At 46.9% G+C, this 26709-nt stretch carries 26 protein-coding genes; 17 read left to right on the top strand and 9 right to left on the bottom strand.

All coding sequences use genetic code 11. The features are described 5' to 3' along the window. Window positions 1-82 precede the first annotated feature (82 nt). Window positions 83-712, bottom strand: a complete 630-nt coding sequence (locus JFT56_RS16430; protein WP_198781072.1) for a response regulator — start codon at window positions 710-712, stop codon at window positions 83-85. Next, the gene (gene narQ / locus JFT56_RS16425; RefSeq protein WP_198781071.1) at window positions 705-2510 is read right to left on the bottom strand and encodes a nitrate/nitrite two-component system sensor histidine kinase NarQ; all 1806 of its coding nucleotides are present in this window, start codon (window positions 2508-2510) and stop codon (window positions 705-707) included. Before narQ ends, JFT56_RS16430 begins: the two co-directional genes overlap by 8 nt. A 242-nt stretch (window positions 2511-2752) precedes the next feature. On the opposite strand from narQ, the gene nrfA reads away from it, so the two are divergent. Further along, a complete protein-coding gene (nrfA, locus tag JFT56_RS16420) occupies window positions 2753-4156 on the top strand; it encodes an ammonia-forming nitrite reductase cytochrome c552 subunit (RefSeq protein ID WP_198781070.1) in 1404 nt (467 codons plus the stop codon). Between the two features lie 88 nt (window positions 4157-4244). Here nrfA and JFT56_RS16415 read toward each other — a convergent pair whose 3' ends face one another. Next, window positions 4245-4787 (bottom strand): hydrolase, encoded by a 543-nt coding sequence (locus JFT56_RS16415; protein WP_198781069.1) that lies wholly within the window; start codon window positions 4785-4787, stop codon window positions 4245-4247. A gap of 296 nt (window positions 4788-5083) precedes the next feature. Between JFT56_RS16415 and JFT56_RS16410 the strand changes: the two genes are divergently transcribed. The 5 genes from JFT56_RS16410 to aroG all read left to right on the top strand — a co-directional run bounded on the left by JFT56_RS16410 (window position 5084) and on the right by aroG (window position 9922). Continuing rightward, window positions 5084-5422: a P-II family nitrogen regulator gene (locus tag JFT56_RS16410; protein ID WP_006080143.1), complete on the top strand. Its 339-nt coding sequence runs from the start codon at window positions 5084-5086 to the stop codon at window positions 5420-5422. A 10-nt stretch (window positions 5423-5432) separates the two neighbouring features. Then, window positions 5433-6683, top strand: coding sequence for an ammonium transporter (locus JFT56_RS16405; protein ID WP_198783615.1), 1251 nt, complete (start codon window positions 5433-5435; stop codon window positions 6681-6683). A 119-nt stretch (window positions 6684-6802) separates the two neighbouring features. After that, window positions 6803-7135, top strand: a complete 333-nt coding sequence (locus tag JFT56_RS16400; protein WP_198781068.1) for a hypothetical protein — start codon at window positions 6803-6805, stop codon at window positions 7133-7135. Between the two features lie 173 nt (window positions 7136-7308). Then, complete coding sequence (locus JFT56_RS16395; protein WP_198781067.1) at window positions 7309-8499, top strand: tetratricopeptide repeat protein; 1191 nt, start codon at window positions 7309-7311, stop codon at window positions 8497-8499. Between the two features lie 355 nt (window positions 8500-8854). Then, window positions 8855-9922 (top strand): 3-deoxy-7-phosphoheptulonate synthase AroG, encoded by a 1068-nt coding sequence (gene aroG, locus JFT56_RS16390; RefSeq protein ID WP_198781066.1) that lies wholly within the window; start codon window positions 8855-8857, stop codon window positions 9920-9922. Between the two features lie 64 nt (window positions 9923-9986). Here aroG and JFT56_RS16385 read toward each other — a convergent pair whose 3' ends face one another. Continuing rightward, window positions 9987-10163 (bottom strand): hypothetical protein, encoded by a 177-nt coding sequence (locus tag JFT56_RS16385; RefSeq protein ID WP_198781065.1) that lies wholly within the window; start codon window positions 10161-10163, stop codon window positions 9987-9989. Window positions 10164-10599: 436 nt separating this feature from the next. Between JFT56_RS16385 and JFT56_RS16380 the strand changes: the two genes are divergently transcribed. Further along, on the top strand, window positions 10600-12396 hold the full coding sequence (locus tag JFT56_RS16380) for an ABCB family ABC transporter ATP-binding protein/permease (RefSeq protein WP_198781064.1): 1797 nt from the start codon (window positions 10600-10602) through the stop codon (window positions 12394-12396). 68 nt (window positions 12397-12464) lie between these two features. After that, complete coding sequence (locus tag JFT56_RS16375; RefSeq protein ID WP_198781063.1) at window positions 12465-12722, top strand: hypothetical protein; 258 nt, start codon at window positions 12465-12467, stop codon at window positions 12720-12722. A 58-nt stretch (window positions 12723-12780) separates the two neighbouring features. On the opposite strand, the gene JFT56_RS19950 is transcribed toward JFT56_RS16375, so the two are convergent. The 3 genes from JFT56_RS19950 to JFT56_RS16365 all read right to left on the bottom strand — a co-directional run bounded on the left by JFT56_RS19950 (window position 12781) and on the right by JFT56_RS16365 (window position 15169). Next, entirely contained in the window at window positions 12781-12990 is a 210-nt protein-coding gene (locus tag JFT56_RS19950; protein WP_233095530.1) for a hypothetical protein, read from the bottom strand. 149 nt (window positions 12991-13139) lie between these two features. Beyond that, window positions 13140-14630, bottom strand: a complete 1491-nt coding sequence (locus tag JFT56_RS16370; RefSeq protein WP_198781062.1) for an FMN-binding glutamate synthase family protein — start codon at window positions 14628-14630, stop codon at window positions 13140-13142. Between the two features lie 11 nt (window positions 14631-14641). Further along, the gene (locus JFT56_RS16365) at window positions 14642-15169 is read right to left on the bottom strand and encodes a histidine phosphatase family protein (protein ID WP_420136029.1); all 528 of its coding nucleotides are present in this window, start codon (window positions 15167-15169) and stop codon (window positions 14642-14644) included. A gap of 240 nt (window positions 15170-15409) precedes the next feature. Between JFT56_RS16365 and JFT56_RS16360 the strand changes: the two genes are divergently transcribed. The 3 genes from JFT56_RS16360 to JFT56_RS16350 all read left to right on the top strand — a co-directional run bounded on the left by JFT56_RS16360 (window position 15410) and on the right by JFT56_RS16350 (window position 17554). Continuing rightward, entirely contained in the window at window positions 15410-16036 is a 627-nt protein-coding gene (locus tag JFT56_RS16360) for a DUF5610 domain-containing protein (RefSeq protein WP_198781060.1), read from the top strand. A gap of 111 nt (window positions 16037-16147) precedes the next feature. After that, on the top strand, window positions 16148-16897 hold the full coding sequence (locus JFT56_RS16355) for a ferredoxin--NADP reductase (protein ID WP_198781059.1): 750 nt from the start codon (window positions 16148-16150) through the stop codon (window positions 16895-16897). Between the two features lie 60 nt (window positions 16898-16957). Beyond that, the gene (locus JFT56_RS16350; RefSeq protein WP_198781058.1) at window positions 16958-17554 is read left to right on the top strand and encodes a glutathione S-transferase N-terminal domain-containing protein; all 597 of its coding nucleotides are present in this window, start codon (window positions 16958-16960) and stop codon (window positions 17552-17554) included. Window positions 17555-17569: 15 nt separating this feature from the next. On the opposite strand, the gene JFT56_RS16345 is transcribed toward JFT56_RS16350, so the two are convergent. Further along, window positions 17570-17992: a hypothetical protein gene (locus JFT56_RS16345; RefSeq protein ID WP_198781057.1), complete on the bottom strand. Its 423-nt coding sequence runs from the start codon at window positions 17990-17992 to the stop codon at window positions 17570-17572. 219 nt (window positions 17993-18211) lie between these two features. On the opposite strand from JFT56_RS16345, the gene JFT56_RS16340 reads away from it, so the two are divergent. From JFT56_RS16340 to JFT56_RS16320, 5 genes are all read left to right on the top strand, one after another. Continuing rightward, on the top strand, window positions 18212-19219 hold the full coding sequence (locus JFT56_RS16340) for a Fe(3+) ABC transporter substrate-binding protein (protein ID WP_198781056.1): 1008 nt from the start codon (window positions 18212-18214) through the stop codon (window positions 19217-19219). 86 nt (window positions 19220-19305) lie between these two features. Continuing rightward, window positions 19306-20937 (top strand): ABC transporter permease, encoded by a 1632-nt coding sequence (locus JFT56_RS16335; RefSeq protein WP_198781055.1) that lies wholly within the window; start codon window positions 19306-19308, stop codon window positions 20935-20937. Beyond that, on the top strand, window positions 20937-21986 hold the full coding sequence (locus JFT56_RS16330) for an ABC transporter ATP-binding protein (RefSeq protein ID WP_198781054.1): 1050 nt from the start codon (window positions 20937-20939) through the stop codon (window positions 21984-21986). Before JFT56_RS16335 ends, JFT56_RS16330 begins: the two co-directional genes overlap by 1 nt. 131 nt (window positions 21987-22117) lie before the next feature. Continuing rightward, entirely contained in the window at window positions 22118-23830 is a 1713-nt protein-coding gene (gene ggt, locus JFT56_RS16325; protein WP_198781053.1) for a gamma-glutamyltransferase, read from the top strand. Between the two features lie 218 nt (window positions 23831-24048). Continuing rightward, window positions 24049-24984 carry a Dyp-type peroxidase gene (locus tag JFT56_RS16320; RefSeq protein WP_198781052.1) on the top strand — a complete coding sequence of 312 codons (936 nt, stop codon included), beginning with the start codon at window positions 24049-24051 and terminating at the stop codon, window positions 24982-24984. 78 nt (window positions 24985-25062) lie between these two features. On the opposite strand, the gene JFT56_RS16315 is transcribed toward JFT56_RS16320, so the two are convergent. Continuing rightward, window positions 25063-25965: a LysR family transcriptional regulator gene (locus JFT56_RS16315; protein WP_198781051.1), complete on the bottom strand. Its 903-nt coding sequence runs from the start codon at window positions 25963-25965 to the stop codon at window positions 25063-25065. Between the two features lie 105 nt (window positions 25966-26070). Between JFT56_RS16315 and JFT56_RS16310 the strand changes: the two genes are divergently transcribed. Next, the gene (locus JFT56_RS16310) at window positions 26071-26703 is read left to right on the top strand and encodes an NAD(P)-dependent oxidoreductase (protein ID WP_198781050.1); all 633 of its coding nucleotides are present in this window, start codon (window positions 26071-26073) and stop codon (window positions 26701-26703) included. The last annotated feature ends 6 nt before the right edge of the window (window positions 26704-26709 follow it).

Genomic DNA, 26709 nt, shown 5'->3' with positions numbered 1-26709 from the left:
GCCACTGCATTTTTCTTTATCGGCGCTGAAATAATAAAGGCAATCAAATGATTGCCTTTATTATTTCAGCCGTACTCTGGGACTAATGATTGAGATATCTTACCGCCATTTCGGTTCTCGACTTGGCATTTGCCTTACGCAGTAGGTTTTTCACATGTACTTTAACCGTGCCTTCACTGATATGTAAATGCTCTGAAATCATACGGTTGCTTAGCCCTTCTGCCAACTGTTGCAGAATTTGTAACTCCCTAGGCGTGAGGCTCGACAGCCATTCTTGCTCGTCGGCCGCGTCTTTGAGCTCATAGAGATATTCTTCGACTTCATCGCTGATGACTCTATGGCCTAACATGGCATTTTTGAGTTTATCTAGCAGTAAATCTGGCTCAGTGTCTTTGAGCAAATAACCGTCGGCTCCCGCACGTAGCAGGCGGATAACATCCTGTTTTGCATCGGATACGGTAAGGATCACTATGCGCGAGGTCACACCCTCTTGGCGCATGGCGTTGAGGGTATCTAGGCCTGTCATGCCTTTCATATTCAGATCAAGCAAGATGATATCGGGTTCATCCGTAGCCACAGCGCTCAGGGCGTCTAGGCCACTGCCCGCTTCACCAAAGAGGCTAAAATCAGGATCTGAGGCGATCAGTTGGCATATGCCCTTGCGTAAAAGAGGATGATCATCGACCACCAGAACGGAATAAGGTTTACCCATTTGCAGGCTCCTGTTGAGAAGGGAAAATCAGCGTGACTTTTGTTCCTTGTGGAAGGCTCAGTTCGCTGTCTATTGTGGTCGTGAGAGTACCACTTTGTGTTTGCTGTGTTTGCTGTGTCACCTCTGTCTGGCCATCGACAGGGGACTTACTATTACTGCTAAATACAACGTAACCCGCTAACTTACTGGCTCGTTCGTGCATGATCCCTATGCCAAAGTGCTGATCGCGTTCTTTTAAGTACCCTATCCCAATTCCGTTATCGCTGACACTGATATTGACCATTCCTTTGTCATCCTTATAACAGCGGATATTAATGATGCTGGCATTAGCATGTTTAATGGCATTAAGCGTCGCTTCACGGGTGATTTGCAGAATATGGATATGTTGTTTAGCTTCAAGCCATTGGGGGGCCAGTTTGTAATCTAGGTTGATTTGTATGTCTGTTTTGGTCCTGAGCTGCTCTAGCATGGCTTCGAGTGCGTTTTTCAAATTCGGTTCTTTAATCGTTAATCTAAAGGTCGAGAGCAGTTCCCTTAGCTGCACATATGCAGTGCTTACGCCTTCATTGATTTCCGTTAATTGATTTTCTACCGCAGGGCTACGGCAACTGTAATCTAAGTTTTTACGCAGTAAGCTAATTTGAATTTTAAGGAAGGATAATACTTGGCCCAGGGAATCGTGTAACTCCCGCGCTATGACTCCGCGCTCTTCCATCAGTGCCAGTTGCTGCCTCTGCTCCGTCGCGTTGTGGATCACTATGGAGCGGGTGAGCATGATGGCGAAGTTGTTAAACAGCGCGGTATTGGGTTCCTGCACCGAGATCAGTTCTAAGTAGCCCAGATCCGCTTGCTCAAATTGTAACTGGAAGCGGGTGCTCGCTACAGGGTCACTCGGCCAACCCCCATCAGCTTGAATAATCTCTAGTTCCTGTTCAGGGTATTGGATAATAAGCCTAAGATAGTCGAGCGACTCATAGTTTTTTAATTGATTTAATACGGCTTTTAATGCCTTGTAGTCGAGTTTATTTGCGTTTAATGTCAATAGGTTATCATATAGGAACGCCAGCTCGTTATTTGCTCGTGTCAGCGCTAAGGTTTTTTCAGTGACCTGGGATTCTAAGTTACCGTATAGGGTTGCTAACTCCTTGGCCGTTTTTTGCAGTGCATGGGTGAGTGCGGTGAGTTCTATATACTCGGTCTCGGGCATTTCAATCTCGAAGTTGCCCTTGGAAATCGTGTTGGCCGACTCCATTAATTGCTGTAACGGCACAACCACTTTGCGTTTGGTAAAACGCACGGCTAGAAAAGCGATGCCGAGCATCAGCCCTAATCCAAAAATCTGGCTGGCAGCGAGCAGCCGCAGCTTAAAGGCGGCGTGATGTTCCATCTCTAGCACCAATAAATCTATGGTATCGACAAAATCTTTGAGGGAAGCGGCATAGTCGCGGGAGTTTTCCTGCTCTATGTAGTATTTCATCACCAGCCATTTATCTATGACGAGCTGGTATTGGTCGGCTATTTTTTGGGGGCTAAGCCAGTCTGTGGAGGGTTGTAGTGCCTCTGAGTGAAGCGTTGCTTCAAATTCGACGATTTTTTCCTGTGCGTCCTCGCTGCCTGAATTGGCATAAAACATCAGCCGATAACTTTGCATCCGCAGGGAGCCCGAGGCATTAATGGCCCTAGCATCGCCTAAACTGTAAGACAAATTGATGATTGCGAAGATGGCAAGGCTGCTAGAAAGCAAAATCAATACTAACATTACCCCTAGTATTTTAGAGGTGAGACTGCCCTGTTTCATGTGTCTACTATCCAGTTGATTAATATTTACGGATGGCACTTTAGCTGTGTTTTTTACATTAGAAAATAATGTACTACATTAACAAAAACATAAAAGTGTGAACAACAACACTATTACATTTTGATCTAGCGCAAATTTCGCGCCAGATACCCCCTAAGAGGTATATTTTTGGAGGTATTAAGCCACTAACTTTGGCGTTGGAGATGTCGTGATTCACTACAATAATGTAACACGGAGATGAGATGATGAAGAAGATGACAGGTAAGTCCCTTGCACTGAGTGCATTGGTTGCCGCCAGCTTCATGGCGGCGGGCGCGATGGCGAGTGATAAAACCGAACCTCGTAATGAAGTTTATAAAGATAAATTTAAAAATCAATACAATAGCTGGCATGACACTTCAAAGAGTGAAGAGCTTGTCGATGCGATTGGCCAGGATCCTAATATGGTGATCCTGTGGGCTGGCTATGCATTCGCAAAAGATTACAACGCTCCTCGCGGCCATATGTATGCCGTGACCGACGTGCGTAATACCCTACGTACTGGTGCGCCTAAAAATGCGGAAGATGGTCCATTGCCTATGGCATGTTGGAGCTGTAAGAGCCCTGACGTACCTCGCTTAATTGAAGAGCAAGGTGAAGATGGCTACTTCAAAGGTAAATGGGCTAAGGGTGGCCCTGAAGTCACTAACACTATTGGCTGTGGTGATTGTCATGAAAAAGGCTCGCCAAAGTTACGTATTTCTCGTCCTTATGTAGACCGTGCAATGGATGCTCTCGGTACGCCATTTGCTAATGCATCGAAGAAAGACAAGCAATCTATGGTGTGCGGCCAGTGCCACGTTGAATACTATTTTGAGAAAAAAGAAGACAAAAAAGGTTTCGTCAAATTCCCTTGGGATATGGGCATAACTGTTGACCAGATGGAAGTTTACTATGACGGTATCGAGTTCTCCGATTGGACTCATGCGCTGTCTAAAACACCCATGTTAAAAGCGCAACATCCAGAGTATGAAACTTGGAAACTGGGTATTCATGGTAAAAATAATGTCAGTTGTGTTGACTGCCATATGCCAAAAGTGACTAGCCCTGAAGGTAAGAAATTTACCGATCATAAAGTGGGTAATCCATTTGACCGTTTCGAAGAAACCTGTGCAACTTGCCATAGCCAAACGAAAGAATTCTTAGTTGGCGTCACTAATGAACGTAAAGCTAAAGTTAAAGAAATGAAACTGAAAGCGGAAGAGCAATTAGTGAAAGCGCACTTCGAAGCTGCTAAAGCGTGGGAATTAGGTGCAACTGAAGCTGAAATGAAGCCTATCCTGACCGATATCCGTCATGCTCAATGGCGCTGGGATTTAGCGATTGCTTCCCATGGTGTTGCGGCTCATGCTCCTGAAGAAGCCCTACGTGTTTTAGGTACTTCAGTGAATAAAGCGGCCGATGCGCGGGTTAAGTTAGCACAGTTATTAGCGAAAAAAGGCATTACAGATCCAATCGCTATTCCTGATATCTCTACCAAAGCGAAGGCACAAGCAGCATTAGGTATGGACATGGATAAGATGAATGCAGAGAAAGAAGCATTCAAGAAAGACATGTTACCTAAGTGGGATGAAGAAGCGAAAAAACGCGAAGCCACTTATAAATAAGGTGTGACATTCACCCTATGAGCTAACTCCTCATATAAACAAAAGCCCCCGCAGAGTCAAAATGCGGGGGCTTTTTTTATATTACAGATTATTTAATCAGTTTAATCAGGGCTCTAAAGCGTTCGCCTTGGGCTTGATGCTGTAATTCAAATAACAGCGATTCCACATTGGTTAATAGGGCACCTCTGGCCGTCATCATCTGAATACCCAGTTGTTTATTATCGGCGCTGCGTGACGAGACGCCATCTGCGACTAAATGCACCGAATATTGCTGTGCGATAAGGTCACAACAGGTTTGGTACACACACACATGGGTTTCAATACCCGCCAGTATGACGTGTTTGCGATTGGTCTTAGTTAATGCTTGGGCAAATTCATCGCAGTGCCAGCCACTAAAATGCTGTTTCGCAATGGGTAAGGCGGTTTTCGCCAGCAAGCTTTGCAACTCTGGACTGGTTGCACCAAGTTTATCGGGCAGTTGCTCCAACCATAAAATAGGGATTTCAAATAGCTGTGCGCCTTGGATTAAGGTCTGCAACTGTTGGTGCAGCTTTTCAGTGCTGTCCATGATTTGAGCAAGCTTTCCCTGCACATCGACGATAACAAGCACGCATTCTTCGGGTTTTAACATCGGGCATTCCTTCTGCGCTGGATTGGATGGTGACATCCACATTTTTTGAGGCCATGTCAGTAAACCCCAAATCAGTGCGCTTACCAATAGGCCTAAGGTCGAATAAAAGTTGCACTTAAATTGCTCACTAAAAGGGTGCGTTGCCCTGTGGTATGCACAAGTGTGGTGCATTTTTGAGCGCGGTGTCGTGGGTGTTTGTAGTAAAACTTTTATAAATCAATTGATTGAATTTTTGGCCCAATGATTGAATTACCTTTGATACAAGTTAATAACAATCGTGTTTTTTGGAGGTCAGGATGAAACTAGTCAGCGCTATCATCAAGCCATTTAAATTGGATGATGTCCGTGAAGCTATTGCCGGAATTGGTATTGAGGGTATGACGGTGACCGAAGTTAAAGGTTTTGGCCGTCAGAAAGGGCACACAGAGTTGTACCGTGGCGCTGAATATCAGGTGGATTTTTTGCCAAAAGTAAAACTCGAAATTGCCACTAAAGCTGAGAATCTCGACATGCTGATTGAAGCGATTACGACGGCGGCTCATACGGGAAAAATTGGCGACGGCAAGATCTTTGTCGTCGACTTAGAACAGGCTATCCGTATTCGTACGGGTGAACTCGATACTGAAGCGCTATAAGGGGCTGATGATGGAAGAATTAACAAAATTAGGTGTGACAGTTTCTGAGCTGCGCTTTGCACTCGATACCTTCTACTTTTTGATCTCAGGCGCATTGGTGATGTGGATGGCGGCGGGATTTGCCATGCTGGAGGCGGGCCTTGTTCGCTCAAAAAATACCACTGAAATTTTAACTAAAAACGTGGTTCTCTATGCGATTGCCTGTGTGATGTATTTGCTCGTCGGCTACAACATTATGTACGTCGATAATACCGAGGGCGGTTGGTTGCCTTCTATCGGGACGCTCATAGGCTCACAAGCCTCGGATGCGAGCCATGCGCTGGAGTCGGATTTCTTCTTCCAAGTGGTGTTTGTCGCAACGGCGATGTCCATTGTTTCTGGCGCGGTGGCGGAACGGATGAAGCTCTGGGCTTTCCTGTTTTTCTCGGTTGTGATGACAGCGGTTATCTACCCTGTGGAAGGTTATTGGACCTGGGGCCAAGGTTTTATCGCTAAACTCGGTTTTGTGGACTTTGCAGGCAGTGGCATAGTGCATATGACTGGGGCTGCAGCGGCCATCGCAGGCGTGTTATTGCTCGGCGCTCGTAAGGGGAAATATGGCCCGAATGGTCAAGTCAATCCTATTCCTGGTTCTAACTTGCCTATGGCTACATTAGGGATGTTTATTCTGTGGATGGGTTGGTTTGGTTTTAACGGTGGCTCGCAACTTATGGTGTCCGATGCGGCGAACGCAAGTTCGGTGGCTAAAGTGTTTGTGAACACGAATACTGCGGCGGCATTTGGCGCTATCTCAGCACTTATCGTCTGTAAGATGATTTGGGGCAAAGCGGATCTCACTATGATCCTCAACGGCATCCTCGCGGGCTTAGTGGCGATTACCGCCGATCCTCTCTCTCCTTCGTTGTTGATGGCGGGTGTGATAGGCGTGGTTGCTGGTGGTTTAGTGGTGTTTTCTATCGTGGGCTTAGATCGGATAAAGATCGATGATCCCGTGGGCGCCATTTCTGTGCATGGTGTGGCGGGTTTCCTTGGGTTAATGTGCGTGCCATTGTCGAATGCAGATGCAACTATCACGGCTCAGCTAACGGGTGCGGCGATTATTTTTGCTTGGGTATTTAGCGCCTCGTTTGCGGTGTGGTTTGTACTGAAGATGACCATGGGGATCCGTGTTTCAGAGGAAGAGGAATACAACGGAATGGATGCTTCTGACTGCGGAATCGACGCCTACCCAGAGTTTGTGACCGTAAAAAGCGCCGGCTAAAAACATCTTGATATGACTTGATGCCGCGATTAGATCGCGGGATAGTAAAGCAGAGCCTAGTGCTCTGCTTTTTTGATCCTTCCAAAGCGGCGTTTTTGTTATCCATTAAGGAGTGACCTATGGGCTTATTTACAGGCAAAGTGCGTCAATTGGGACTCTCGGTCGTTATTGGAGGTTGTTTTTGCGTACCAGTATTGGCCGGTGAAGTGGTGGTAACGCGTTCTAGCGAACATTTCGATGCCTTTGCCGTGCGCGATCAAGTGCTGAAGGATTTTGAGTGGCAGGAGTCACTTAGAAGGCAGGAACAAATTCAGATCCTGCAGGCACTGCCCATAGGTTGTATACCGCAGATGCGACCCTATCGTTATTACACCTGTGGTGAAAACAGCTATCGTCCCTATGATTATCAGCAGCGTGAAGTCTATATTAAGGTCGATAATCCTCAAAAATAGCCGAGCTTGAGCAACTTAAACCGCGTAAACAGCCAAGCAGGGTGAGGTTTGACTCTGAATTCGACTGTTTGCCCTACGGTTTTTAAGAATGTTTACTTTTTGTAACCATTTTACAACGCCTTTCTCGCCATATGTAATAAGCTCAATAAAGAGCGTATGGTCTGGGAGGATGTATGTCGACACTATTCCGAGCCGTCTATTCGAGTGCCATTTATGGCCTATTGCTTTGCCAATTGTGGGCATGTAGCTCAAGCCCTGCCGTGCCCAAGGCCGATGAAGTCGAATCTTTGTTCGCCGATAACCTTTTTGCGCCAGTGACAGGCATTCCATCAGCCGAGGACATTTTCTATTTACCTTCGGATGCCGTGGTTGAAGTGAGGCGTGCATTCGAACGATATAGCCTATCCCACACTAACACTCTGGCCGCGCATGAATGGCTGGCCAACTATATTAATGCCAATCAAACCAGTGCCCAGCGTGATTTCCGATATCAAGATAACCTGACACAAGTCGCCAGTGAAACCTACGCTCAGCGGGCGGGTAACTGCATGTCGCTGGTGGTGATGACCTCGGCCTTGGCGGATATTTTTAATATTGAGACCGAGTTTCAAGATATTGCCATTGAGCCTGTGTGGGATAAGCAAGGGGATTTTTATCTGATCAATGGCCATGTGAATCTACGTTTACTGCCACCGGCAAATACGCACACTGTGTATGTCTCATCCCGTGCCATACTCGTTGATTTTATGCCGGAACGGGCTTTGCGGGGATACGATAAAACCCAAATTAATCGGCAGACGTTAATTACCATGTTTTACAATAATATGGCCGCAGAAGCCCTAGTGAGTGGTGATTTAGACCGAGCCTATGCTCTGATTAAAGCCGGTTTAAAAGAGGGGAAATTTGTACCAGCATTCAATACGTTGGCGGTTATTTATCGGCATAGAGGAGATGAAAAGCGTGCCGAGCAAGTGTATCGCTACGCGCTAAAATTCGATGCGAATAATATGACAACACTCTATAACTTAGCGGTAATTTTAGGGAACCAAGGCCGCTTAGATGAATGGGCTGAAGTCCATAAGGTGCTTGAGTTGGCGCGAATTCGCAATCCCTATTACTACTATGATATGGCGCAGCAAGCCTTTGATGAGCATCAATATGATGAAGCCTTGGCTTGGTATCAAAGGGCGCTTGCGCGGGCGGATTATCGCCATGAGTTTTTCTTTGGCCTTTCCCAAACGTACTGGGCGTTAGGGGATGAGAAACGCGCTAAGCTCAATATGGAAAAAGCCATGGCATTGAGCGCTGATGAGACAGATAAACACCGCTATCAGGCAAAATTACAGGCGATGAAACGGCATTAGCCCTTGTCACTTTATTTTTCGTTGAATGAGACTTACCGCAAAAATCGCTCTAGTGCACTTTGTGGCTAGATTGTGGCTAGAGCTGATGCTATTCACTTGAGTAGATATTCCCGCCGATGATTTTTACCCGCCGTATTCGATTTTGTTCAATAAGACTGTGAATACCGTCGTATATTTGAATTTATTATTTTTAAAAATATATTAAAACAATAAGTTATATTTGATTTATTGAAATAGAGACAACTTGGTTGCATTAACGCGGCAGACTGGATAAATTGAACTCAGTATTGCAGTTGAGATCCAATATAGCAGCGATAAAAAATAGCCTAAAACACCAGAGTTGGAGCAGTAAATTATGTATTACCAAAACGATGACGTTCGCATTAAAGAAGTAAAAGAGTTACTTCCCCCGATTGCGATTCTAGAACGATTTCCTGCTTCCGAAAAAGCCTCTGCAACTGTGTTTAACGCGCGTCAAAGCATACACAATATTCTTGCTAAACAGGATGATCGCCTCTTAGTTGTTATTGGGCCTTGCTCCATTCACGATCCTAAAGCCGCACTGGAATATGGCCAGCGCCTCGTCGCACTGCGGGAGCGTTATCAAGATCAACTCGAAATCGTGATGCGGGTGTATTTTGAAAAGCCAAGAACGACAGTCGGTTGGAAGGGATTAATTAATGATCCCTATATGGATAACAGCTTTAAACTCAACGATGGCTTACGCACCGCCCGAAAATTATTAGTCGATTTAAACGACTGTGGTATGCCTACCGCCGGTGAGTTTCTCGATATGATCACGCCGCAATACGTGGCAGATCTGATGTGCTGGGGAGCCATAGGTGCGCGCACGACTGAGTCTCAGGTACACCGTGAATTAGCCTCTGGGCTTTCCTGCCCCGTGGGCTTTAAGAATGGTACGGACGGTACGATAAAAGTGGCGATCGATGCGATCGGAGCCGCTAATGCACCACATCATTTTCTGTCAGTCACTAAGTTTGGCCATTCTGCCATCGTCTCGACTAAGGGCAATCCCGATTGCCATATTATTTTGCGTGGTGGCCGGGAGCCTAACTATAGTGCACCGCATGTAGCTCAGATCAGCGAACAACTGCAAAGAGCTAAGCTTGCCGACAACATAATGATCGATTTTAGCCATGCCAATAGCAGTAAGCAGTATCAGCGCCAAATGGTGGTGGCACAGGATGTGGCCGAACAAATCGGTGCTGGCAATCGAGCGATTTTTGGGGTAATGGTTGAAAGCCATTTAGTGGAAGGGCGACAGGAACTCGTGGAAGGCCAAGCATTATGCTATGGCCAGAGCATTACCGATGCCTGTATCGGTTGGGAAGACACAGAGCGTCTTCTTGCCGTGTTAAATCAGAGCATTGTGGAGCGCCGTCGCGGTAAGTCATTCGACTGATCGAGGTGTAATTATCGCTTCGCGGCATAAAAGCAAAGGCGCTATTTTAGCGCCTTTATTTTTATTATTTATTGCTCATTTCGGCTAAATATTCGTTAGCTTTGGCTAAGCTGCCAAAGGCAGCAATCAGGTTATTGCGACCTTTATCCTGAATCTCTGGATTACCTGATTCTATCATCATCCACACCCAAGTTTGGATGAGTGGTAATGGTGGGTATTGAACTTTAGCGGAATCCAACATAAAGCTTCCTTTGACCTTGATTTAATTGAATAATCTTAATGTTATTTTGGGATAGATGTTTACAGATTTTTCATCATACTAACAAATATTCAGAGCCTCGCTAATGCTGCAATTTTACATCTCTTTTCCCTAGGGCATTTTGGGTAAAACAGAAAAAATAATCAACTCTAGAAACCCTAATGTTACGACCTATTTTAACGTGCTTCATACCGATAAAATCTGCCTCTACCCTGTTTTTTATTCTTCGGAGTAGGATTGGGATTATAAGTCATAAGCATGACATTTTTATCACTGTTGAAGGTAAATTTTACCTAATGGAAAGCTCTAGGTCTGTCAGATTAATCTGATTGATTTTATTCAAACTTTGCTTAATTGACTTCGCTTAATATCGCCGTCTGCTGTTACAATTGCCCTAACTCAGTAAAGGTGAAGACATATGCGCCCCACATTATACTTTGAAGGTCCGGTCGATAAACTCAACTGGCATGTGCTCAAGTTGCTTTGGCCCTATTTACTTGAATACAAAGGTCGCATCATCCTCGCTATGTCCTGTCTTGTGGTCGCAAAACTGGCCAGTGTTGGACTTCCCTTCATTCTTAAAAATTTAGTCGATACCTTAGATGCGGATAAAACGGCGCAGGCCCTCAGTGTGCCCGTTGGTTTAGTCTTAGCCTATGGTGCAGTGCGATTATTGACGGCGATTACGGGGGAGATCCGTGACACTTTATTTGGCCGTGTCACGGAGCGCGCTATTCGACGTTTAGGTCTTGCCGTATTCGATCACTTGCACCGACTCGATTTGGATTTTCATCTGGAACGTAAAACCGGCGGTTTATCCCGTGATATCGAGCGCGGCACTAGTGGTGTGAGCTTTTTGATGCGTTTTATGGTGTTCAATATAGTGCCAACGTTATTGGAGATTGCCATGGTCATCGGCATCTTCTTCTTTAATTACGGCATTGCCTTTGCGGCGATCACTTTCTTCTCCGTATTGGCTTACATCTTGTTTTCTATTATCGCAACCGAGTGGCGCACTGAATATGTGCGCGATGCGGCCAAAGCCGATTCGCTGTCTAATACCCGTGCCATCGACAGTTTGCTGAACTATGAAACCGTAAAGTATTTCAATAATGAGCAGTATGAATCGGCTCGATACGATCAAGCGCTCGAACAGTGGGAGGTCGCTAAGCGTAAAAACCGTTTATCTTTATTTGCGCTCAATGGCGGGCAAGCCTTGATTATTGCGCTGGCGATGACGGCTATGATGGCACTAGCGGCCTATAAAGTGACCTATGGCGAAATGACCTTAGGGGATTTTGTGCTGATCAATGCCTTTATGATGCAACTCTTTATGCCGTTGAACTTCTTAGGTTTTGTCTATCGCGAAATTCGTGGAGCTCTCGCAAATATTGAACGCATGTTTGGCCTGTTGGATAAACATCCTAGCATTGTTGATTCGACGGACGCCTTAGATTTTCAACCCTCTAAGGGCGAGCTTTGCTTCGAAAATGTTAACTTTAGCTATGATGACAGGCAAATTTTGCGGGATGTCAGCTTCAAAGTGGCAGCGGGGAAAAAAGTCGCCGTAGTGGGGGATAGCGGAGCCGGGAAGTCGACGCTGATTAAGTTATTGTTCCGATTTTACGATGTGGATAGGGGAGCTATTAGGATAGACGGACAGGATATTCGTCATCTTACCCAGGATGCATTGCGCCGCGCCATCGCAATAGTGCCGCAGGACACTGTGCTATTTAATGATTCTCTAGTTGAAAATATTCGTTATGGCCGCCCCAGCGCAAGCGATGAAGAAGTGCGAAATGCCATTAAACTTGCGCATTTAGAGCAGTTTATCGCATCACTTTCCCAGGGGTGGGATACCAAAGTGGGCGAGCGTGGTTTAAAGCTTTCGGGTGGGGAAAAACAGCGAGTTGCCATTGCGCGGGCGATTTTAAAAGGCTCACCCGTGTTGGTGTTTGATGAGGCAACATCATCCCTTGATAGCCGTTCTGAGCAGGCTATCTTGTCGGCATTACGGGAAGTCGCCAAGGGCCACACCAGTCTGGTTGTTGCCCATAGACTCTCGACCATCATAGATGCGGATCAGATTGTTGTCTTGAGTCAGGGAGAGATAGTCGAGCAGGGAAACCACACAGCGCTATTGGCGAAGGATGGCTTATATGCCAAATTGTGGCGGATACAAAATGAGCAATCAGAAACGCCTTTAGACCATTAATAGTTCAGTCTTTATTCAGCTTCGCCTCACTATACTCAAATATCTAACAATTATAAGAGGTGCATTGCATGGAGAATATGACGTTAAGAGTCAATATTGAAGGCAAAGAGGAAAAGGTCGACACAGATTGGTTTGCTATTATGGCGACCTTAAAAAAACGCGGTGTTGACTATGACTCCCTTCTGCGAATTCACGCAGAGCTCAATGCGGGATTGAAGGTGACGACTCGGCGTCTGACCTTGGCCAAATTCAATCAAGACATGAATTTGGGTGGCATAATTCGTGAGGCGGGTGCTTATCAGGGCAGTGCTCAGGGAATATGTTAGCGTGGGGAAAAATTTAACGTATAAGTTATTGATACACAGGATGAAAGGGAATATTGGTTTACCATATTCCCTTTATTTTGTTCGCCTTCCAACCCTCGCACAACAAATTTAATTTTGCTGTCGATTCCTCGATGAGGGTGAGCCGAATAATTTGGCCTTCACGAAAACACACCAGCTCGCCTTCGATTTCGGTCAAGCGATTACAGCTCTTACAGCTCGTGCTTACAGTTTTACTGACTGGCAGTTGGCCTACATAGCTTGAATTCAAAAGTGTTTCCTTAAATTTCTGTACCGTTAAGACATTCGATTAATGCTTACTTCACAGATCTTACCTCTTTTGTGATATGCATTCAAATATACCTTACCTCAGTCAGTATAGACAAAAGTAGTAGCAGCCCGCTAGTACGGGCCCTAGCGCTATTGATTTATGTGCGAATAGTATTTGTCGAGGGAAAGTGACAGGCCGCTATCGAGCACGATTCGTACATGTGTGGGCTTAAGTTGCCTTGGTTCGCTGACGCCACAGGAATGGGCGATCAACGCTAAGTCGTGGTGTAAATTATGATTATAATTGGCCACTCGGGTCGACTTATCCCTAGGATCTAAGCCTTGTTGGAGTTTCTTATTGTGGGTAGTGATGCCCGTTGGGCAAGTATCTTTATTACACTGCAAGGCTTGGATACAGCCGAGGGCAAACATATTACCACGGGCCGATGCGATAAAATCGGCACCTAACGCTAACGCCCAAGCCACCCGTGAAGGCACGATAAGTTTACCGGAGGCAATAACTTTAATGCGTTTACGCAATCCTCTTTGGATTAAAATGTTAACCAGAATAGGTAGGCTTTCCTTCAGTGGTAAACCAACATAATCCATCAGCGGTTGCGGCGCGGCTCCGGTGCCGCCATCGGCACTGTCTAAGGTAAAAAAGTCGGGTGCTGAATCCTCACCGCGGCGCTCGATTTCATCGCACAAATCGTCGAGCCATTGAACGTCGCCGAGTACGGCTTTAATGCCTGTCGGTTTACCTGTGACCTCCCGTACCCTGGCTATCATGTCCAGAATATCCCCTACATTTTTAAATTCGATGTGGCCATTGGGGCTGATAGAGTCCTGCCCTTGGGGGATGCCGCGAATGTGGGCGATTTCTTCGGTCACTTTAAGGCCGGGTAATATGCCTCCTTTACCGGGTTTAGCCCCTTGGCTCATTTTAATTTCGAACATTTTGACTTCGGGATGTGCCGCTATGGTCTTCAGTTTTTCATCGTCTAAATGGCCGTGTTCGTTACGTACGCCGTATTTGGCCGTGCCAATTTGAAAGACCAGATCGCAGCCACCCTTCAGATGATAGGGGCTCAAGCCGCCTTCACCCGTGTTAAGCCAACAACCCGCCTGCGCTGCGCCATGGGAAAGGGCGGTGATTGCTGGGCGTGATAGTGCGCCAAAGCTCATCGCTGAAATATGGCAGATGGCCTGTGTTGTGTAGGGATGGCGACAGTGGCTACCAATCGTGAGTGGATGAATGGGCGTGATATCTTCATCTTGGGTAGGGAAGGCGGTATTCATAAACATAATAGTGCCGGCACTATCCAAGGGACGTGTCGAGCCAAAGGCGATGGTTCTATCCACATTTTTGGCTGCGCGGTACACCCAGCTTCGTTCGGCGCGGTTAAAGGGCAACTCCTCCCTGTCCTGGGCAAAAAAGTATTGTCTAAAAAATTCACCTTGTTTTTCGAATAGATATCTAAAACGACCTATCACGGGATAGTTGTGTCTCACCGCTTGTTTCGTTTGCATCTTATCGGCAATGTACATGTACACAATGGCGAGTACACCGCATCCGATGAGGATCAAAAAGAGCCCAGAGAATAGATCTAGCCCCCACATAAACCAATTGAGTTCATTCATCTTGTTATCCTTTATTCTTGGCCGTAGCGAGTCGAAATAAGGCTCGCAGGCTGCCCTTCATTGAGGGAGAGTAAAAATAGTTGGCTGTAATCATCTTCGCCTATCGCAGGGATTTCAGGTCCCCCAAGGGCTTTGATAATAAGGGGAACCGTATTGGAATGCCCAGCGATGAGGGTATTGCCTTTGACCGCATGCACTTGTTCAATGATTTGCTGCACATGTTCTGCTATCGCTTTGGTTGCTGGCACAACAGTGACAGGCAAGTGGCGGGCTTGGGCTATTGGCGTTAGTGTTTGTTGTGTTCGTTGATATTGTGTCGCAATAAGTTGGGATATGGGGGTGCGGTTTAGGGCACTAATGAGGGCGGTAGCACGTATTTCCCCCGCGGGAGACAATGTCGGGTCCGCCGCTGGCGAGTCGGCTTTTTCGGCATGTCTGACTAAAATAATCAGCCTGTTGTCTGCAATAGCATGATTAATCGGAGTTAAACCAAGGCCGATAAATACCGCCAGACTGGCCAATAGCAGCGCAGGTGACATGGTAAAGCGCCTAAGGATGCCGGCCAAGGCGGTAAGGTGGAAAAAGTGTAAACTGCGGTCTGCTGCCATTGTGTTACATCCTTTTAGGTAGGCTGATGCAATGGGTTAAGGGAGAATGATCTTATAATCCCTTTTCTACCATAGCGTTGCGGCATGATGGTACTGTAAATCTAAAAATTACTAAAGTTGGTTAATTTTTGGTCGATAATTAAGTCGACCCAAATTGAATGGATGACCATCATGGAAATCAACAAAGCCCCGCATATGCCGCACACACCTGCGTCACATAGAAAGTATGCAGAAAATATGGCGGTAAAGGGGGATGAAGCAAGTGACTCAAAAAATGCGAAAGCCGTTGAGGCGACTTCTGCACAGACCATACAGCAAACCAGTAAACAGCTGATGAACCAAGCGATTCTATCGGCGCAGCAGGATGTGAATATCAAGGCTGGCGATGAGTCTATGACCTTACTCTATCGCGCCGCAATCGAAGCGATCAACAAAGAATTAGCGCCGTCCATGGGTGAGAACGCGATTCAAACTGCCTACGACAATGGTGTTGATACATCCCCAGAAGCCACGGCCGACCGCATAGTGAGTTTTGCAACTCAGTTTTTTAGCATTCATCAACAGCAGAATTCGGGGATGGATTTTGATGAGCAGCTCGAGAGTTTTATGGGCATTATTGGTGGCGCTATTGATAGCGGTTTTCAGGAAGCGAGGGATATTTTGTCGGGCCTTAAGGTATTGCAGGGAGACATTGCCGATGGTGTAGATAAAACCTACAGCCTAGTGCAGGAAGGGCTGCAAGCCTTTAGGGATAGCTTTAATAAAAAGCCAGATGAGACACAATCTACGGCATCTTAGCTCCGCCATTACTCGGTTGGTAAACTTAAGCCCCTTTTGATAAGGGGTTTTTGTTATGCCGATAAAAGTCTATGCTAGAAACCTATTTAACGTTTCACTTGGGGACAAGTTATGTGGACTAGGGGACGAGTTATTGAACGTATTGATTGGAGTGATAAGTTATTTTCGCTGCGGATTGCCGTCGACCTTGCGCCTTTTATTCCCGGCCAGTTTATCAAACTCAGTCAAGTGCGTGATGATAAACGCGTTGCCAGAGCCTACTCTCTCGTTAATTCCCCCGATAAAGCCTACGCCGAAGTGCTCGCCATTGTGGTAGAGGATGGGCAATTATCACCGCAATTACAAAGCCTTGTTATTGGCGATGAAATTGATATCACCCCAACAGCAACGGGTTTTATGACCTTAGATGAAATCCCCAAGGGGGAGTTACAAGGCCGGCATTTGTGGTTTTTAGCCACAGGTACTGCCGTGGGGCCGTTCTTATCTATGCTCGATACCGATGAACCTTGGCAACGTTTTGATAAAATTGTATTAGTGTATGGTGTGAGGGAGGCGAAGGATCTGGCCTACCTCGATAAACTGCGGGCCTATGAGCAACAATATCCCAATCAGTTTAGTTTGTGTTTGAGCGTGACCCGTGAACCCTTTGAAGGAGCATTGCAGTGCCGCATTCCCGATGGTTTAGCCTCTGGGGAGATTGAGCGAAAAGTCGGGTTAACCCTGTGCGCTGCGGACTCTCAAGTCATGATTTGCGGTAATCCCGGCATGATAAATGGCGCTCAGGCGGCATTGGTAGATAAAGGTCTCACTAAAAATTTACGCCGTGCCCCAGGGCAGATAACAGTCGAAAAATATTGGTAAACCTTGCGGTTTTTATGAGCTAATTAGTACTGAAATTAAAACAAATAGAAGGAATGATTAATGAAATTGCTCTGTTCCCAGGCATCACCCTATGCCCGCTGCGTTAGAAGCCTGATCCGCTATTTAGACATTAAAGATATTGAAGAAGTGACAGTGAATCCCTTTGAAAACACCGCAGAATTACTCGATGCAAATCCATTAGGTCAAATCCCCTGTCTTATTACTAACGACGGTGTCCCACTGTTTGATAGTGAAGTGATTATGCGCTATCTGGATGCTGAGTTAGGTGAGCTGCAGATGTTTGGCGGTCATAGGGATAATTGGGTATTACAGTGTCATTTCTCTATGATAAAAGGGCTTATCGATAGCGCGGTCAAATTACGTCAGGAGCAAATGCGTGAGGAAGAGGGCGTGAGATCGGCCTTTTGGACTTCGCGGTTTGAGCAGGCGCTATTGCGCGGCTTGATGCAGATGGAACATCTTAAGGTGATCACGCAAGCCACGATTCAAGCGCCACAATTGGCCTTAATTTGTTTATTGGATTACGTGGATTTTAGGCATCCAGAGTTAGATTGGCGAAAAGTGGCTCCAGCTACCGCGCTCTGGTTTAGTGAGATGCGTGAACTCCCCGCATTTATTGAAACTCGCCCGCAATAATCCACTAGAGGCGTATCAATAGTCCGTTGTGCGCCTTCCCTTTGAATTATTACGTTGATTTTGCTCACCAAAAATACCAAAAAGCTCCCGGGTAACGCCATAGTCGACTCTGCGTTCATTGCTTGACTGGCGTCTGTCTTCAAAGTGTTGATACCGACACTCGCAGTGTGGCATGGTGCATTCTTCCATGGGGAGTGCTGGCGCTTCTTTCGATAAAAAACGCTTACCAGTGAGGGCGTTGACTTGCTCACAGCAATCGCCTTTATTCACTATGCTGACGCAGTGAAAGCGATGATCTTGAGCAGTCGGGTTGGTAGCATTACGACCATTGGAACTTAGGGTCCTCAAATGATGTTTACGTCTTTTTTTGCCCTTGCTTAGTTTGGCTAGCGCAAATATCGTAAGAGCGGCTACGATAACCAATAGCACAGTTAACATAACGCCTCCCCATCGCCATTTTATGCAAATTAAGGTTCAGTTTAGTTTGATTTGAGATAATCACCAGTTTTGAATTTAACTGCTTTAAAAACAAAAAGTTAAATTCTGTATTGCCCTCGTCTTATCTATCAATTACTCTTACATAACTGATAACTATTATCATTAATAGACTTGATTAATTCGGGCGAATAATGTCATATCCTTGGGGAGAAATCGGTAATGAAATGGGTCACTTGTGCTGTTTTTGTTGGGTTAATGTCCGCTGCACATTCTGCGAGTGCACAGGATAAGTTAACGGTTTATTCTTACCGTCAAGCCTTCTTAGTCGAGCCGATCTTGACTCGCTTTACCGAAGAAACGGGCATTAGGGTCGATGTGGTCTTTGCCAAAGATGGCATTGCCGAGCGGCTTGTCCGGGAAGGTCGATTATCTCCCGCTGATTTAGTATTGACTTCAGATTTCTCACGTCTAGTTGAATTGGTTGATAAAGATCTCACCTCTCCGGTAAAAAGCCCTCAGTTAGACACTAACATCCCGGCACAATACCGTGATCCTGAAGGTCAATGGTATGCCTTGACGATGCGGGTCCGAAATCTCTACACGGCGAAGGATCGTTTAGGGCCGCAGCAAATCACCTATGAAGAACTTGCTGATCCTAAATACAAAGGCAAAATCTGTACCCGCAGTGGTAAACATCCCTACAATGTCGCACTGGTTGCCTCTATGATTGCCCACCACGGCGAAGCTGAGGCTAAAACCTGGTTGCAGGGCGTTAAGGATAACTTGGCCCGTAAACCCCAGGGGAACGATAGGGGGCAAATTGCGGCGGTGAAAGAAGGGGTGTGTGATATCGCCTTAGGCAACAGTTATTACTATGGCAATATGTTGCAGGACCCAGAGCAAAAAGCGGTGGCAGAGGCGGTAGTGATTAATTTCCCGAATCAAGCCGATCGCGGCGCCCACGTGAATGTGTCCGGTATGGTGTTGACCCGCCATGCACCTAATAAGGCAAATGCCATCAAATTGATGGAGTTTTTATCAGCGGATGTTGCTCAAAAAGCCTATGCCGAAGTCAACATGGAATATCCGGTAAAGGCGAATGTGCCGCCGTCACCCTTAGTGGCCTCATGGGGCGAGTTTAAGTCAGACCAATTGCCTATCTTTAAATTGGCTGAATATCATCAGGCTGCGGTTAAGTTGTTGGATGAAGTGCAGTTCGACCTCTAATTATGTTTTTGCTAAACATATAAAATTAGGCTGGATTGCAGAGTATTAGTGCGCCATTAATTGGCGCCATTTTTTTAAGGATTGACATGATTTTAGGATTAGCCAGGAGCTGGTCGCTTGCTGGTTATGCCATGGGTGCATTATTTGTGTTGCCTTTATTTGCGCTAATATTTCAGGCGCTACAGCCCGATGAAGCTGTATTTGGGCATTTAATGGCAACTGTGTTACCCACCTATATCATCAACAGTTTATTGCTGATTTTTTGGGTGAGTGTAGGGGCGCTTGTGCTCGCGCTGCCCTGCGCTTGGCTGGTGGCGCGTTGTGAATTTTGGGGGCGGCGTTATTTACAGTGGGCACTATTACTGCCGCTGGCCATGCCCGGATATATTGTCGCCTACGTTTACACCGATTTACTCGATTATGCGGGGCCTGTGCAGCGCGGTCTGCGTTCATTGTTTGGTTGGAACTCGCCGCAGGATTATTTCTTCCCCGATATTCGCACCCTAGGCGGCGCGGCCTGTATGTTGTCGCTGGTGTTATTCCCCTATATTTATTTGCTGGCACGTACTGCGTTTGCCGAACAATCCTTAAGCTTGGCCCATGCTTCGCGCATCATGGGATGTTCACCTTGGCAGAGTTTTTGGCGGCTTTCTTTGCCTATTGCAAGGCCTGCGATCGCCGTTGGTATTGCCTTAGTTGCCATGGAGACCGCCGCCGATTTTGCCACTGTGAGTTATTTTGCGGTGCCCACCTTAACGACGGCCGTGTACGATACTTGGCTTGGCTACGGAAACTTAACCGCCGCCGCTAAGTTATCGGCGATTATTCTGCTGGTGGTGTTTAGCCTGATTGGATTTGAGCGTTTTGCCCGCCGTAAACAGCAGCTCTTTCAAAAACAGTCGCGCATTCGAGTCAGTGATTTATATCGACTCTCGACTGGGCAAACCCTGCTGGCACTTAGCTTCTGCGGTCTACTCTTGCTGTTAGCTTTTGCTCTACCCTTTGGTATTTTATTATCCTATGCGATTGGTTATTTTGAACAAAGTTGGGACCCTCGTTTCTGGCTCTTAAGTTTTAATAGTTTAAGTCTTGCGCTGATCACTAGCTTAATTTGCTGTTTAGTGGCGTTATTACTGATGTTCATTCGCCGTATTAGCCCTAGGGGGAGCGATGCCTTACCCTCACGCTTAGCCTCGACGGGTTATGCGCTACCGGGGACAGTGCTCGCCATTGGCGTGCTGGTGCCTTTAACTATGCTCGACTTTGCGATTAATGATTTGGCGGATCTTTTTGGGGTAAAGGGGCCAGGGTTGTTATTCACTGGGAGTGTTATGGCGCTGATTTTTGCCTTTTGCGTACGTTTTGTCGCTATCGCCATTGGTAGCGTCGAAAGCAGTTACAAGCGCATTTCACCGTCGCTGGATATGGTGAGTTTGACTATGGGGCAAAACCCACGGCAGTTGCTGCAAAGAGTGCATCTTCCTTTACTTGCCAAGGGACTGTTTGCGGGGGCTTTACTGGTGTTTATTGAGAGCATGAAAGAACTGCCCTCCGCCCTATTACTGCGCCCCGTCGGGTTTGAGAACCTAGCAACCTATGTCTTTCAGTTTGTGTCCGATGAAAAACTCGAGCACGGCGCCTTAGCTGCGATAGTGATTGTACTCGTGGGCCTAGTGCCACTCCTTTATTTAAACCGTTCTTTGGAGCAACACAGCTGATGTCAAACACGCTCAAGCTTAGGCAAGTTCACAGTGATTATCAGGGGCAACAGGTGCTCAAAGGCTTGAGTTTAGACCTTGCCCAAGGGGAGATCCTCGCGCTGCTCGGCCCGAGTGGCTGTGGTAAAACAACCCTGTTACGGGCGATTGCCGGACTACAAGTGATTAGCCAAGGCGAAATCCAGATCAACGGCCGTGTCGTGAGTGCTGATAAGCAGTTTGTGCCCAGCGAGCAGCGTGGTATTGGGATGATTTTCCAAGACTATGCGCTTTTTCCCCACTTAACCGTGGCGGAAAATATTCTCTTTGGCGTGGCTAAGTTGTCAGCGGCGCAGCGCCAAGCACGTTTAGATGACATGCTAGCCTTAGTCAAACTTGAAGGCTTGGCAAAGCGTTATCCCCATGAGTTATCTGGCGGCCAACAGCAAAGGGTGTCCATTGCGCGGGCGCTAGCCTATGAACCGCAATTACTGTTACTCGATGAGCCTTTTTCGAATATCGATGCCCAAGTGCGTTACGAGATGATGGCGGAAATCCGCAGCATTCTAAAACAGCGCAATGTCAGCGCGATATTTGTGACCCACAGTAAGGACGAAGCCTTTGTATTTGCTGATACTTTAGCCGTTTTTAATCAAGGCATAATAGTGCAGCACGGCAGCGCCGAAGCCTTGTATGCGGCGCCAAATAGCCGCTATGTGGCGGACTTTTTAGGCAGCGGTAATTACTTGCCCGCCGCCGTCATAGATGGACATAGGGTTAGTACACCGATAGGCCATTTAACCAGTCTCACGCCGTTGGTTTTGCCGCTCGAGTTTAGCGGAACGGTATTTTTACGCCCGCAGCAATTAGCCCTCAGCGCCGATGAACAGGGTGTCGGCACTATTACCGAGCGGCGTTTTCTCGGTGCCTTTTGCCATTACTGGGTCAAAATTGAAGCCGCCTCCCATGCCCATTATGTGGAGGTGCGTAGCCAAATGATGCAGCTCAGTGTGGGTCAAAAAGTGGAGTTAACGGCTGAGCCACATTCCCTAGTGTTATTTGAATCCTAGACCGACTTACCTCAGCCATCGCCAACTAAAGTATGACATTTTTGCTTACGTTTAACTTAAGCAAAAGCGGTTTGGCTTGGTGATATTTTCGACTGTCCTTGGTACCTTAATCCTTCAGATTTGGAGGAATTATGATAAAAACAATAAAATCAATTTGCACCTTAGTGACAGTGGCAACGCTAATGTCGTCAACGGGAGTGTTGGCCATGGATAGGATCACAGGTAAAGCCTTTGCAACTCGCTCGGAAGTCTATGCCACCCACGGTATGGCGGCGACCAGTCAACCTTTAGCTACCCAAGTCGCTATCGATATACTCAAGCAGGGCGGCAGTGCGGTCGATGCGGCCATTGCCGCTAATGCCATGCTAGGGTTAGTTGAACCTACAGGCTCGGGTGTCGGTGGCGATTTATTTGCTATCGTCTGGAGCGCCAAAGATAAACGCCTCTATGGGCTTAATGCCTCGGGTCGTAGTCCCAAATCCTTGAGTTTAGAGAAACTTAAATCCCTAGGCCTCGATTATCTACCGCCACTTGGGCCTCTGCCTGTTTCCGTACCCGGCGCCGTCGATGGCTGGTTCGAGCTGCACAATAAGTTCGGCAAATTGCCTATGGCCGATAACCTCGCACCAGCGATTCATTACGCCCGTGATGGGTTCCCTGTGTCAGAACTGATTGCTTATTATCTAGAGGGTAGTGGTAAAAAACTCTCTAAATTCCAAGGATTTAAAGAAACCTATATGCCCAATGGTAAGATGCCAGCCGTAGGGGAGATCTTTAAAAATCCTGCGCTGGCTAACACCTATGAAAAAATAGCCAAGGGCGGCCGCGATGCCTTTTACAAAGGGGATATTGCTAAAAGCATCGATAACTATATGAAATCCCAAGGTGGTTACCTAAGTTATGATGACTTAGCCAGCCATACTAGCGAATGGATAGATCCGGTTTCGGTCAATTACCGTGGCTATGATGTGTGGGAATTACCGCCCAATGGCCAAGGGATTGCGGCGCTGCAAATCCTAAAAACCATGGAACCCTTCGACGTTGCCGCCATGGGCTTTAATAGCCCTGAGTATGTGCATTTATTTGTCGAAGCGAAGAAACTCGCCTTTGCCGACAGGGCTAAGTTCTATGCCGATATGGCCTTTAATAAAGTCCCGGTTACAGAGCTTATCTCGCAGCAATATAACTATAATCGCGCTAAGTTAATCGACCTCAATAAGGCCGCTAAGAGTGTCGATGCGGGTAATCCTGCGTTGCAACATGGCGATACTGTGTATCTCACGACGGCGGATAAAGACGGCAATATGGTGTCGCTTATCCAGAGTAACTACCGTGGCATGGGCTCGGGAATGACACCGCCAGACCTTGGCTTTGTGCTGCAAGACCGTGGGCAAATGTTCGATTTAACCGAAGGGCGATTCAACACCTATGCCCCGGGTAAGCGTCCATTCCATACTATTATTCCCGCCTTTGTGACTAAAGAAGGTAAACCTTGGCTGAGTTTTGGGGTGATGGGCGGCGCAACCCAGCCACAGATGCACGCGCAAATTATTGTCAATCTGATTGATTTTAAAATGAACTTGCAAGAAGCGGGCGATGCCCCCAGAATTTTGCATATGGGTTCAACCGAGCCAACGGGGGAAGTGATGACAGATGGCGGCTATGTCAGTCTTGAATCGGGCTTCCCGGTGGAAACCCGCCGTGAGCTTATCAAGAAGGGCCATGTGCTGCGTGATGGGCTAGGGGATTTTGGTGGTTATCAAGCCATTGGCTTTAATGCCGAAACTGGAGTCTACCGCGGTGCCTCTGAGAGTCGTAAAGATGGCCATGCAGCGGGATATTAAGGCATCACTTGCTGCCGTTTGACTGAAGCCAAAGGCTAAGTAAATCAAAATTGACGAGGCATGATTGCCTCGTCAATTTTTATATTTCAGTATATAGCGGTTTAAACCGCCGCCTTTACATGGCAAAGACGGATAAACTGTGCGTTAGTTAATGTCATTTTCAGGTAAAGTTGCGGATAATATTGCCGAAAATGAGTCTAGAAAAGGGTAATAACCAAATGGATATTCAAAATATGCCGCGTGAACAGTTGGGTGTGTGTGCAGAGGGGAACTTACATAGTGTCTATTTGATGTTTAACGCCAATGACAATGTTGAGTCGCAATTACGTCCCTGTATTGCCAACGTAGCGCAGTATATTTATGAATTGACGGACCAGTATTCCGATAGCGCATTCAATGGATTTGTCGCAATTGGCGCTAATTATTGGGACAGTCTGTACCCCGATTCTCGCCCCGAAATGCTTAAACCTTTCCCAGCGATGCAAGTGGGTAGCCGTGAAGCCCCTGCAATTGAATATGATTTATTCGTGCATATTCGCTGCGATCGCTACGATATTCTGCATTTAGTCGCCAACGAAATCAGCCAGATGTTTGAAGATTTAGTGGAGCTAGTCGAAGAAGAACGTGGTTTTAGATTTATGGATAGCCGCGATCTGACCGGATTTGTTGACGGCACCGAAAACCCTAAGGGCCGTCACCGTCAGGAGGTGGCTTTAGTGGGGGATGAAGATCCTGAGTTTAAGGGTGGCAGCTATATCCATGTACAAAAATATGCCCACAATCTGAGTAAGTGGCATAGATTACCGCTTAAAAAGCAAGAAGATATCATCGGTCGAACTAAGCTAGATAACATTGAATATGCGTCGGAAGATAAACCGCTCACTAGCCATATTAAACGTGTGAATCTTAAGGATGCCGATGGCAACTCGATTGAGATTTTGCGCCAAAGCATGCCCTATGGCTCGCTTAAAGAGCAGGGACTGATGTTTATCTCTAACTGCCGTACACCGGATCATTTTGAGCAGATGCTGCACAGCATGATGTTTGGCGATGGCGAAGGGAATCATGATCATTTGATGCATTTTACTAAGGCGATGACGGGCTCATCCTTCTTTGCACCCGCCTTGGATTTTATGCTGCAATTTGACGAATAAGCTAAATTTAAATCAGTTTTTTATATAAGAATAAAGCACTTAGGCTACTCTGGCTAAGTGCGTTTTTTGTGGGTAACGCTAAGTGGCATGGGTCCATTTTTTAATGTCGAACTGCCATTGCTGGGCGGTAAAATCAATAAAGCTTCTGACTAAAATCTGTTGATAGCTACGGGATAAATATACGGCCCACAGTGCTTGGCCGGGCGCGGTAAACTCAGGTAATACTTCAATAAGTTGGCCACTGGCAAGGTATTGGTTGGCTAAGTCGCAGGGCAGGCGGGCAATCCCGTGTCCTCTGAGGGTCGCACTCAATATCACGCCCATATCGTTTGCTTTTAGATTCCCCCTAGGCTTAATCAACTCAGTCTGCTGCTCCTTCAAAAAATGCCAACTTTGCTGTGACGAATGGATAAGGCAATTATGTTCGAGCAGATCTATGGGGGCCGATAGCGGAGTAACCGCCGCGAGGTAATTGGGGGAGGCGCACAGCACTTCGTCTATGGTCATCAGCCGACGCGCAATCAGACTATCATCGGGTCTTTCGGTATAACGTAATGCCACATCGACCCTTTCATCCACCAATTGCGCCATGCTGTCGGACATTACCAATTGAATATTCACTTTAGGATGTAACTTAATAAAGCGGTCGACGACATCAAACAGGCTGTGCTGACCAAGGCCAATGGGCGTGGCGATGCGAATACTGCCAACCAGCTCAGTATTATGGCTATGGGCGCGGCTCTCCATAGCGGCAACTTCGCTTAAAACGCGCTGACAATAATGTAGTGCTTCTTCCCCCTGCAGGGTGAGGCTCACACTGCGGGTGGTGCGGTGTAATAAACGCAGATTAAGCCACTGTTCGACTTCTTGAATATGGCGGGACACCTGCAGGCGGCTGAGGTCTAAATGTTCTGCAGCTTTGGTAAAGCTACCGCAGTTTGCCACTTCGACAAAGCTACGTATTGCCGCAATTTTATCCATATTAGTATCTCAATCTGAAACAATCTTGCTCATTTATTGATATTTATCACGTGAAGTGTCTCAAGTAAACTGAGCTCAATATAAATCAGTAGAGAGACTTATCAGATGAAAATTGCAGTATTAGGCGCATCCGGTTGGATTGGTGGCACCATTCTTAATGAAGCCTTGAGTCGTGGTCATAGCGTTGTTGCTTTGGTGCGAGATCCAGCTAAGGTTGGCGCGGCAGTGTCAGAGGTGCGCAGTGTCGATCTGACCCAGCCATTAAATGCCGAAACATTTGCCGGAGTCGACTTAGTGATTGCCGCCGTGGGTGGCCGCGCCGAGCAAAACCACAGCTTAGTGGCTAAGACAGTGCACAATCTGTTAGCTGTCTTGCCGCAGGCAAAAGTACCACGCTTATTGTGGGTCGGTGGTGCCGGGAGTTTAGAGGTGGCGCCAGGGGTGACACTGGTTTCTAGCCCAGATTTTCCCGCGGCCTATAAAGATGAAGCCCTAGCTCAGGGCGAGGCACTTAAGGCATTTCGCGCGGCACAAACGGCAATCAATTGGACGTTTGTCAGCCCAGCCGCTGAGATTTATCCCGGTGAGAGTGAAGGCCCGTACCGTCTTGGTGGTGATAGCTTTTTTACCGATGCGAACGGACAGAGCCGTATCTCAGTTACCGATTACGCCAAAGCCATGCTCGATGAAGCCGAAAAGGCAGCGCATCCCAATCAGCGGATCAGTGTGGCTTACTGATATCGC

Source organism: Shewanella putrefaciens, from assembly GCF_016406305.1.
GTDB classification, from domain to species: Bacteria; Pseudomonadota; Gammaproteobacteria; order Enterobacterales; family Shewanellaceae; genus Shewanella; species Shewanella putrefaciens_C.
The sequence above is the reverse complement of the archived record's forward strand: the minus strand, read 5'-3'. Positions and strand labels throughout refer to the sequence as shown.

Bases quoted from the DNA above. Each gene is read 5' to 3' on its own strand.
- JFT56_RS16385 (WP_198781065.1), bottom strand. From the start codon at position 10,163: ATGTTGGATTCCGCTAAAGTTCAATACCCACCATTACCACTCATCCAA.
- JFT56_RS16405 (WP_198783615.1), top strand. From the start codon at position 5,433: ATGGAAGAATTAACAAAATTAGGTGTGACAGTTTCTGAGCTGCGCTTT.
- narQ (WP_198781071.1), bottom strand. From the start codon at position 2,510: ATGAAACAGGGCAGTCTCACCTCTAAAATACTAGGGGTAATGTTAGTA.
- ggt (WP_198781053.1), top strand. From the start codon at position 22,118: ATGATAAAAACAATAAAATCAATTTGCACCTTAGTGACAGTGGCAACG.
- JFT56_RS16380 (WP_198781064.1), top strand. From the start codon at position 10,600: ATGCGCCCCACATTATACTTTGAAGGTCCGGTCGATAAACTCAACTGG.
- JFT56_RS16320 (WP_198781052.1), top strand. From the start codon at position 24,049: ATGGATATTCAAAATATGCCGCGTGAACAGTTGGGTGTGTGTGCAGAG.
- JFT56_RS16365 (WP_420136029.1), bottom strand. From the start codon at position 15,169: ATGTCACCTGCGCTGCTATTGGCCAGTCTGGCGGTATTTATCGGCCTT.
- JFT56_RS16415 (WP_198781069.1), bottom strand. From the start codon at position 4,787: ATGTTAAAACCCGAAGAATGCGTGCTTGTTATCGTCGATGTGCAGGGA.
- JFT56_RS16370 (WP_198781062.1), bottom strand. From the start codon at position 14,630: ATGAATGAACTCAATTGGTTTATGTGGGGGCTAGATCTATTCTCTGGG.
- JFT56_RS16395 (WP_198781067.1), top strand. From the start codon at position 7,309: ATGTCGACACTATTCCGAGCCGTCTATTCGAGTGCCATTTATGGCCTA.
- JFT56_RS16375 (WP_198781063.1), top strand. From the start codon at position 12,465: ATGGAGAATATGACGTTAAGAGTCAATATTGAAGGCAAAGAGGAAAAG.
- JFT56_RS16400 (WP_198781068.1), top strand. From the start codon at position 6,803: ATGGGCTTATTTACAGGCAAAGTGCGTCAATTGGGACTCTCGGTCGTT.
- JFT56_RS16330 (WP_198781054.1), top strand. From the start codon at position 20,937: ATGTCAAACACGCTCAAGCTTAGGCAAGTTCACAGTGATTATCAGGGG.
- JFT56_RS16355 (WP_198781059.1), top strand. From the start codon at position 16,148: ATGTGGACTAGGGGACGAGTTATTGAACGTATTGATTGGAGTGATAAG.
- JFT56_RS16410 (WP_006080143.1), top strand. From the start codon at position 5,084: ATGAAACTAGTCAGCGCTATCATCAAGCCATTTAAATTGGATGATGTC.
- JFT56_RS16335 (WP_198781055.1), top strand. From the start codon at position 19,306: ATGATTTTAGGATTAGCCAGGAGCTGGTCGCTTGCTGGTTATGCCATG.
- JFT56_RS16315 (WP_198781051.1), bottom strand. From the start codon at position 25,965: ATGGATAAAATTGCGGCAATACGTAGCTTTGTCGAAGTGGCAAACTGC.
- JFT56_RS16340 (WP_198781056.1), top strand. From the start codon at position 18,212: ATGAAATGGGTCACTTGTGCTGTTTTTGTTGGGTTAATGTCCGCTGCA.
- nrfA (WP_198781070.1), top strand. From the start codon at position 2,753: ATGATGAAGAAGATGACAGGTAAGTCCCTTGCACTGAGTGCATTGGTT.
- JFT56_RS16310 (WP_198781050.1), top strand. From the start codon at position 26,071: ATGAAAATTGCAGTATTAGGCGCATCCGGTTGGATTGGTGGCACCATT.
- JFT56_RS16345 (WP_198781057.1), bottom strand. From the start codon at position 17,992: ATGTTAACTGTGCTATTGGTTATCGTAGCCGCTCTTACGATATTTGCG.
- JFT56_RS16350 (WP_198781058.1), top strand. From the start codon at position 16,958: ATGAAATTGCTCTGTTCCCAGGCATCACCCTATGCCCGCTGCGTTAGA.
- JFT56_RS16360 (WP_198781060.1), top strand. From the start codon at position 15,410: ATGGAAATCAACAAAGCCCCGCATATGCCGCACACACCTGCGTCACAT.
- aroG (WP_198781066.1), top strand. From the start codon at position 8,855: ATGTATTACCAAAACGATGACGTTCGCATTAAAGAAGTAAAAGAGTTA.
- JFT56_RS16430 (WP_198781072.1), bottom strand. From the start codon at position 712: ATGGGTAAACCTTATTCCGTTCTGGTGGTCGATGATCATCCTCTTTTA.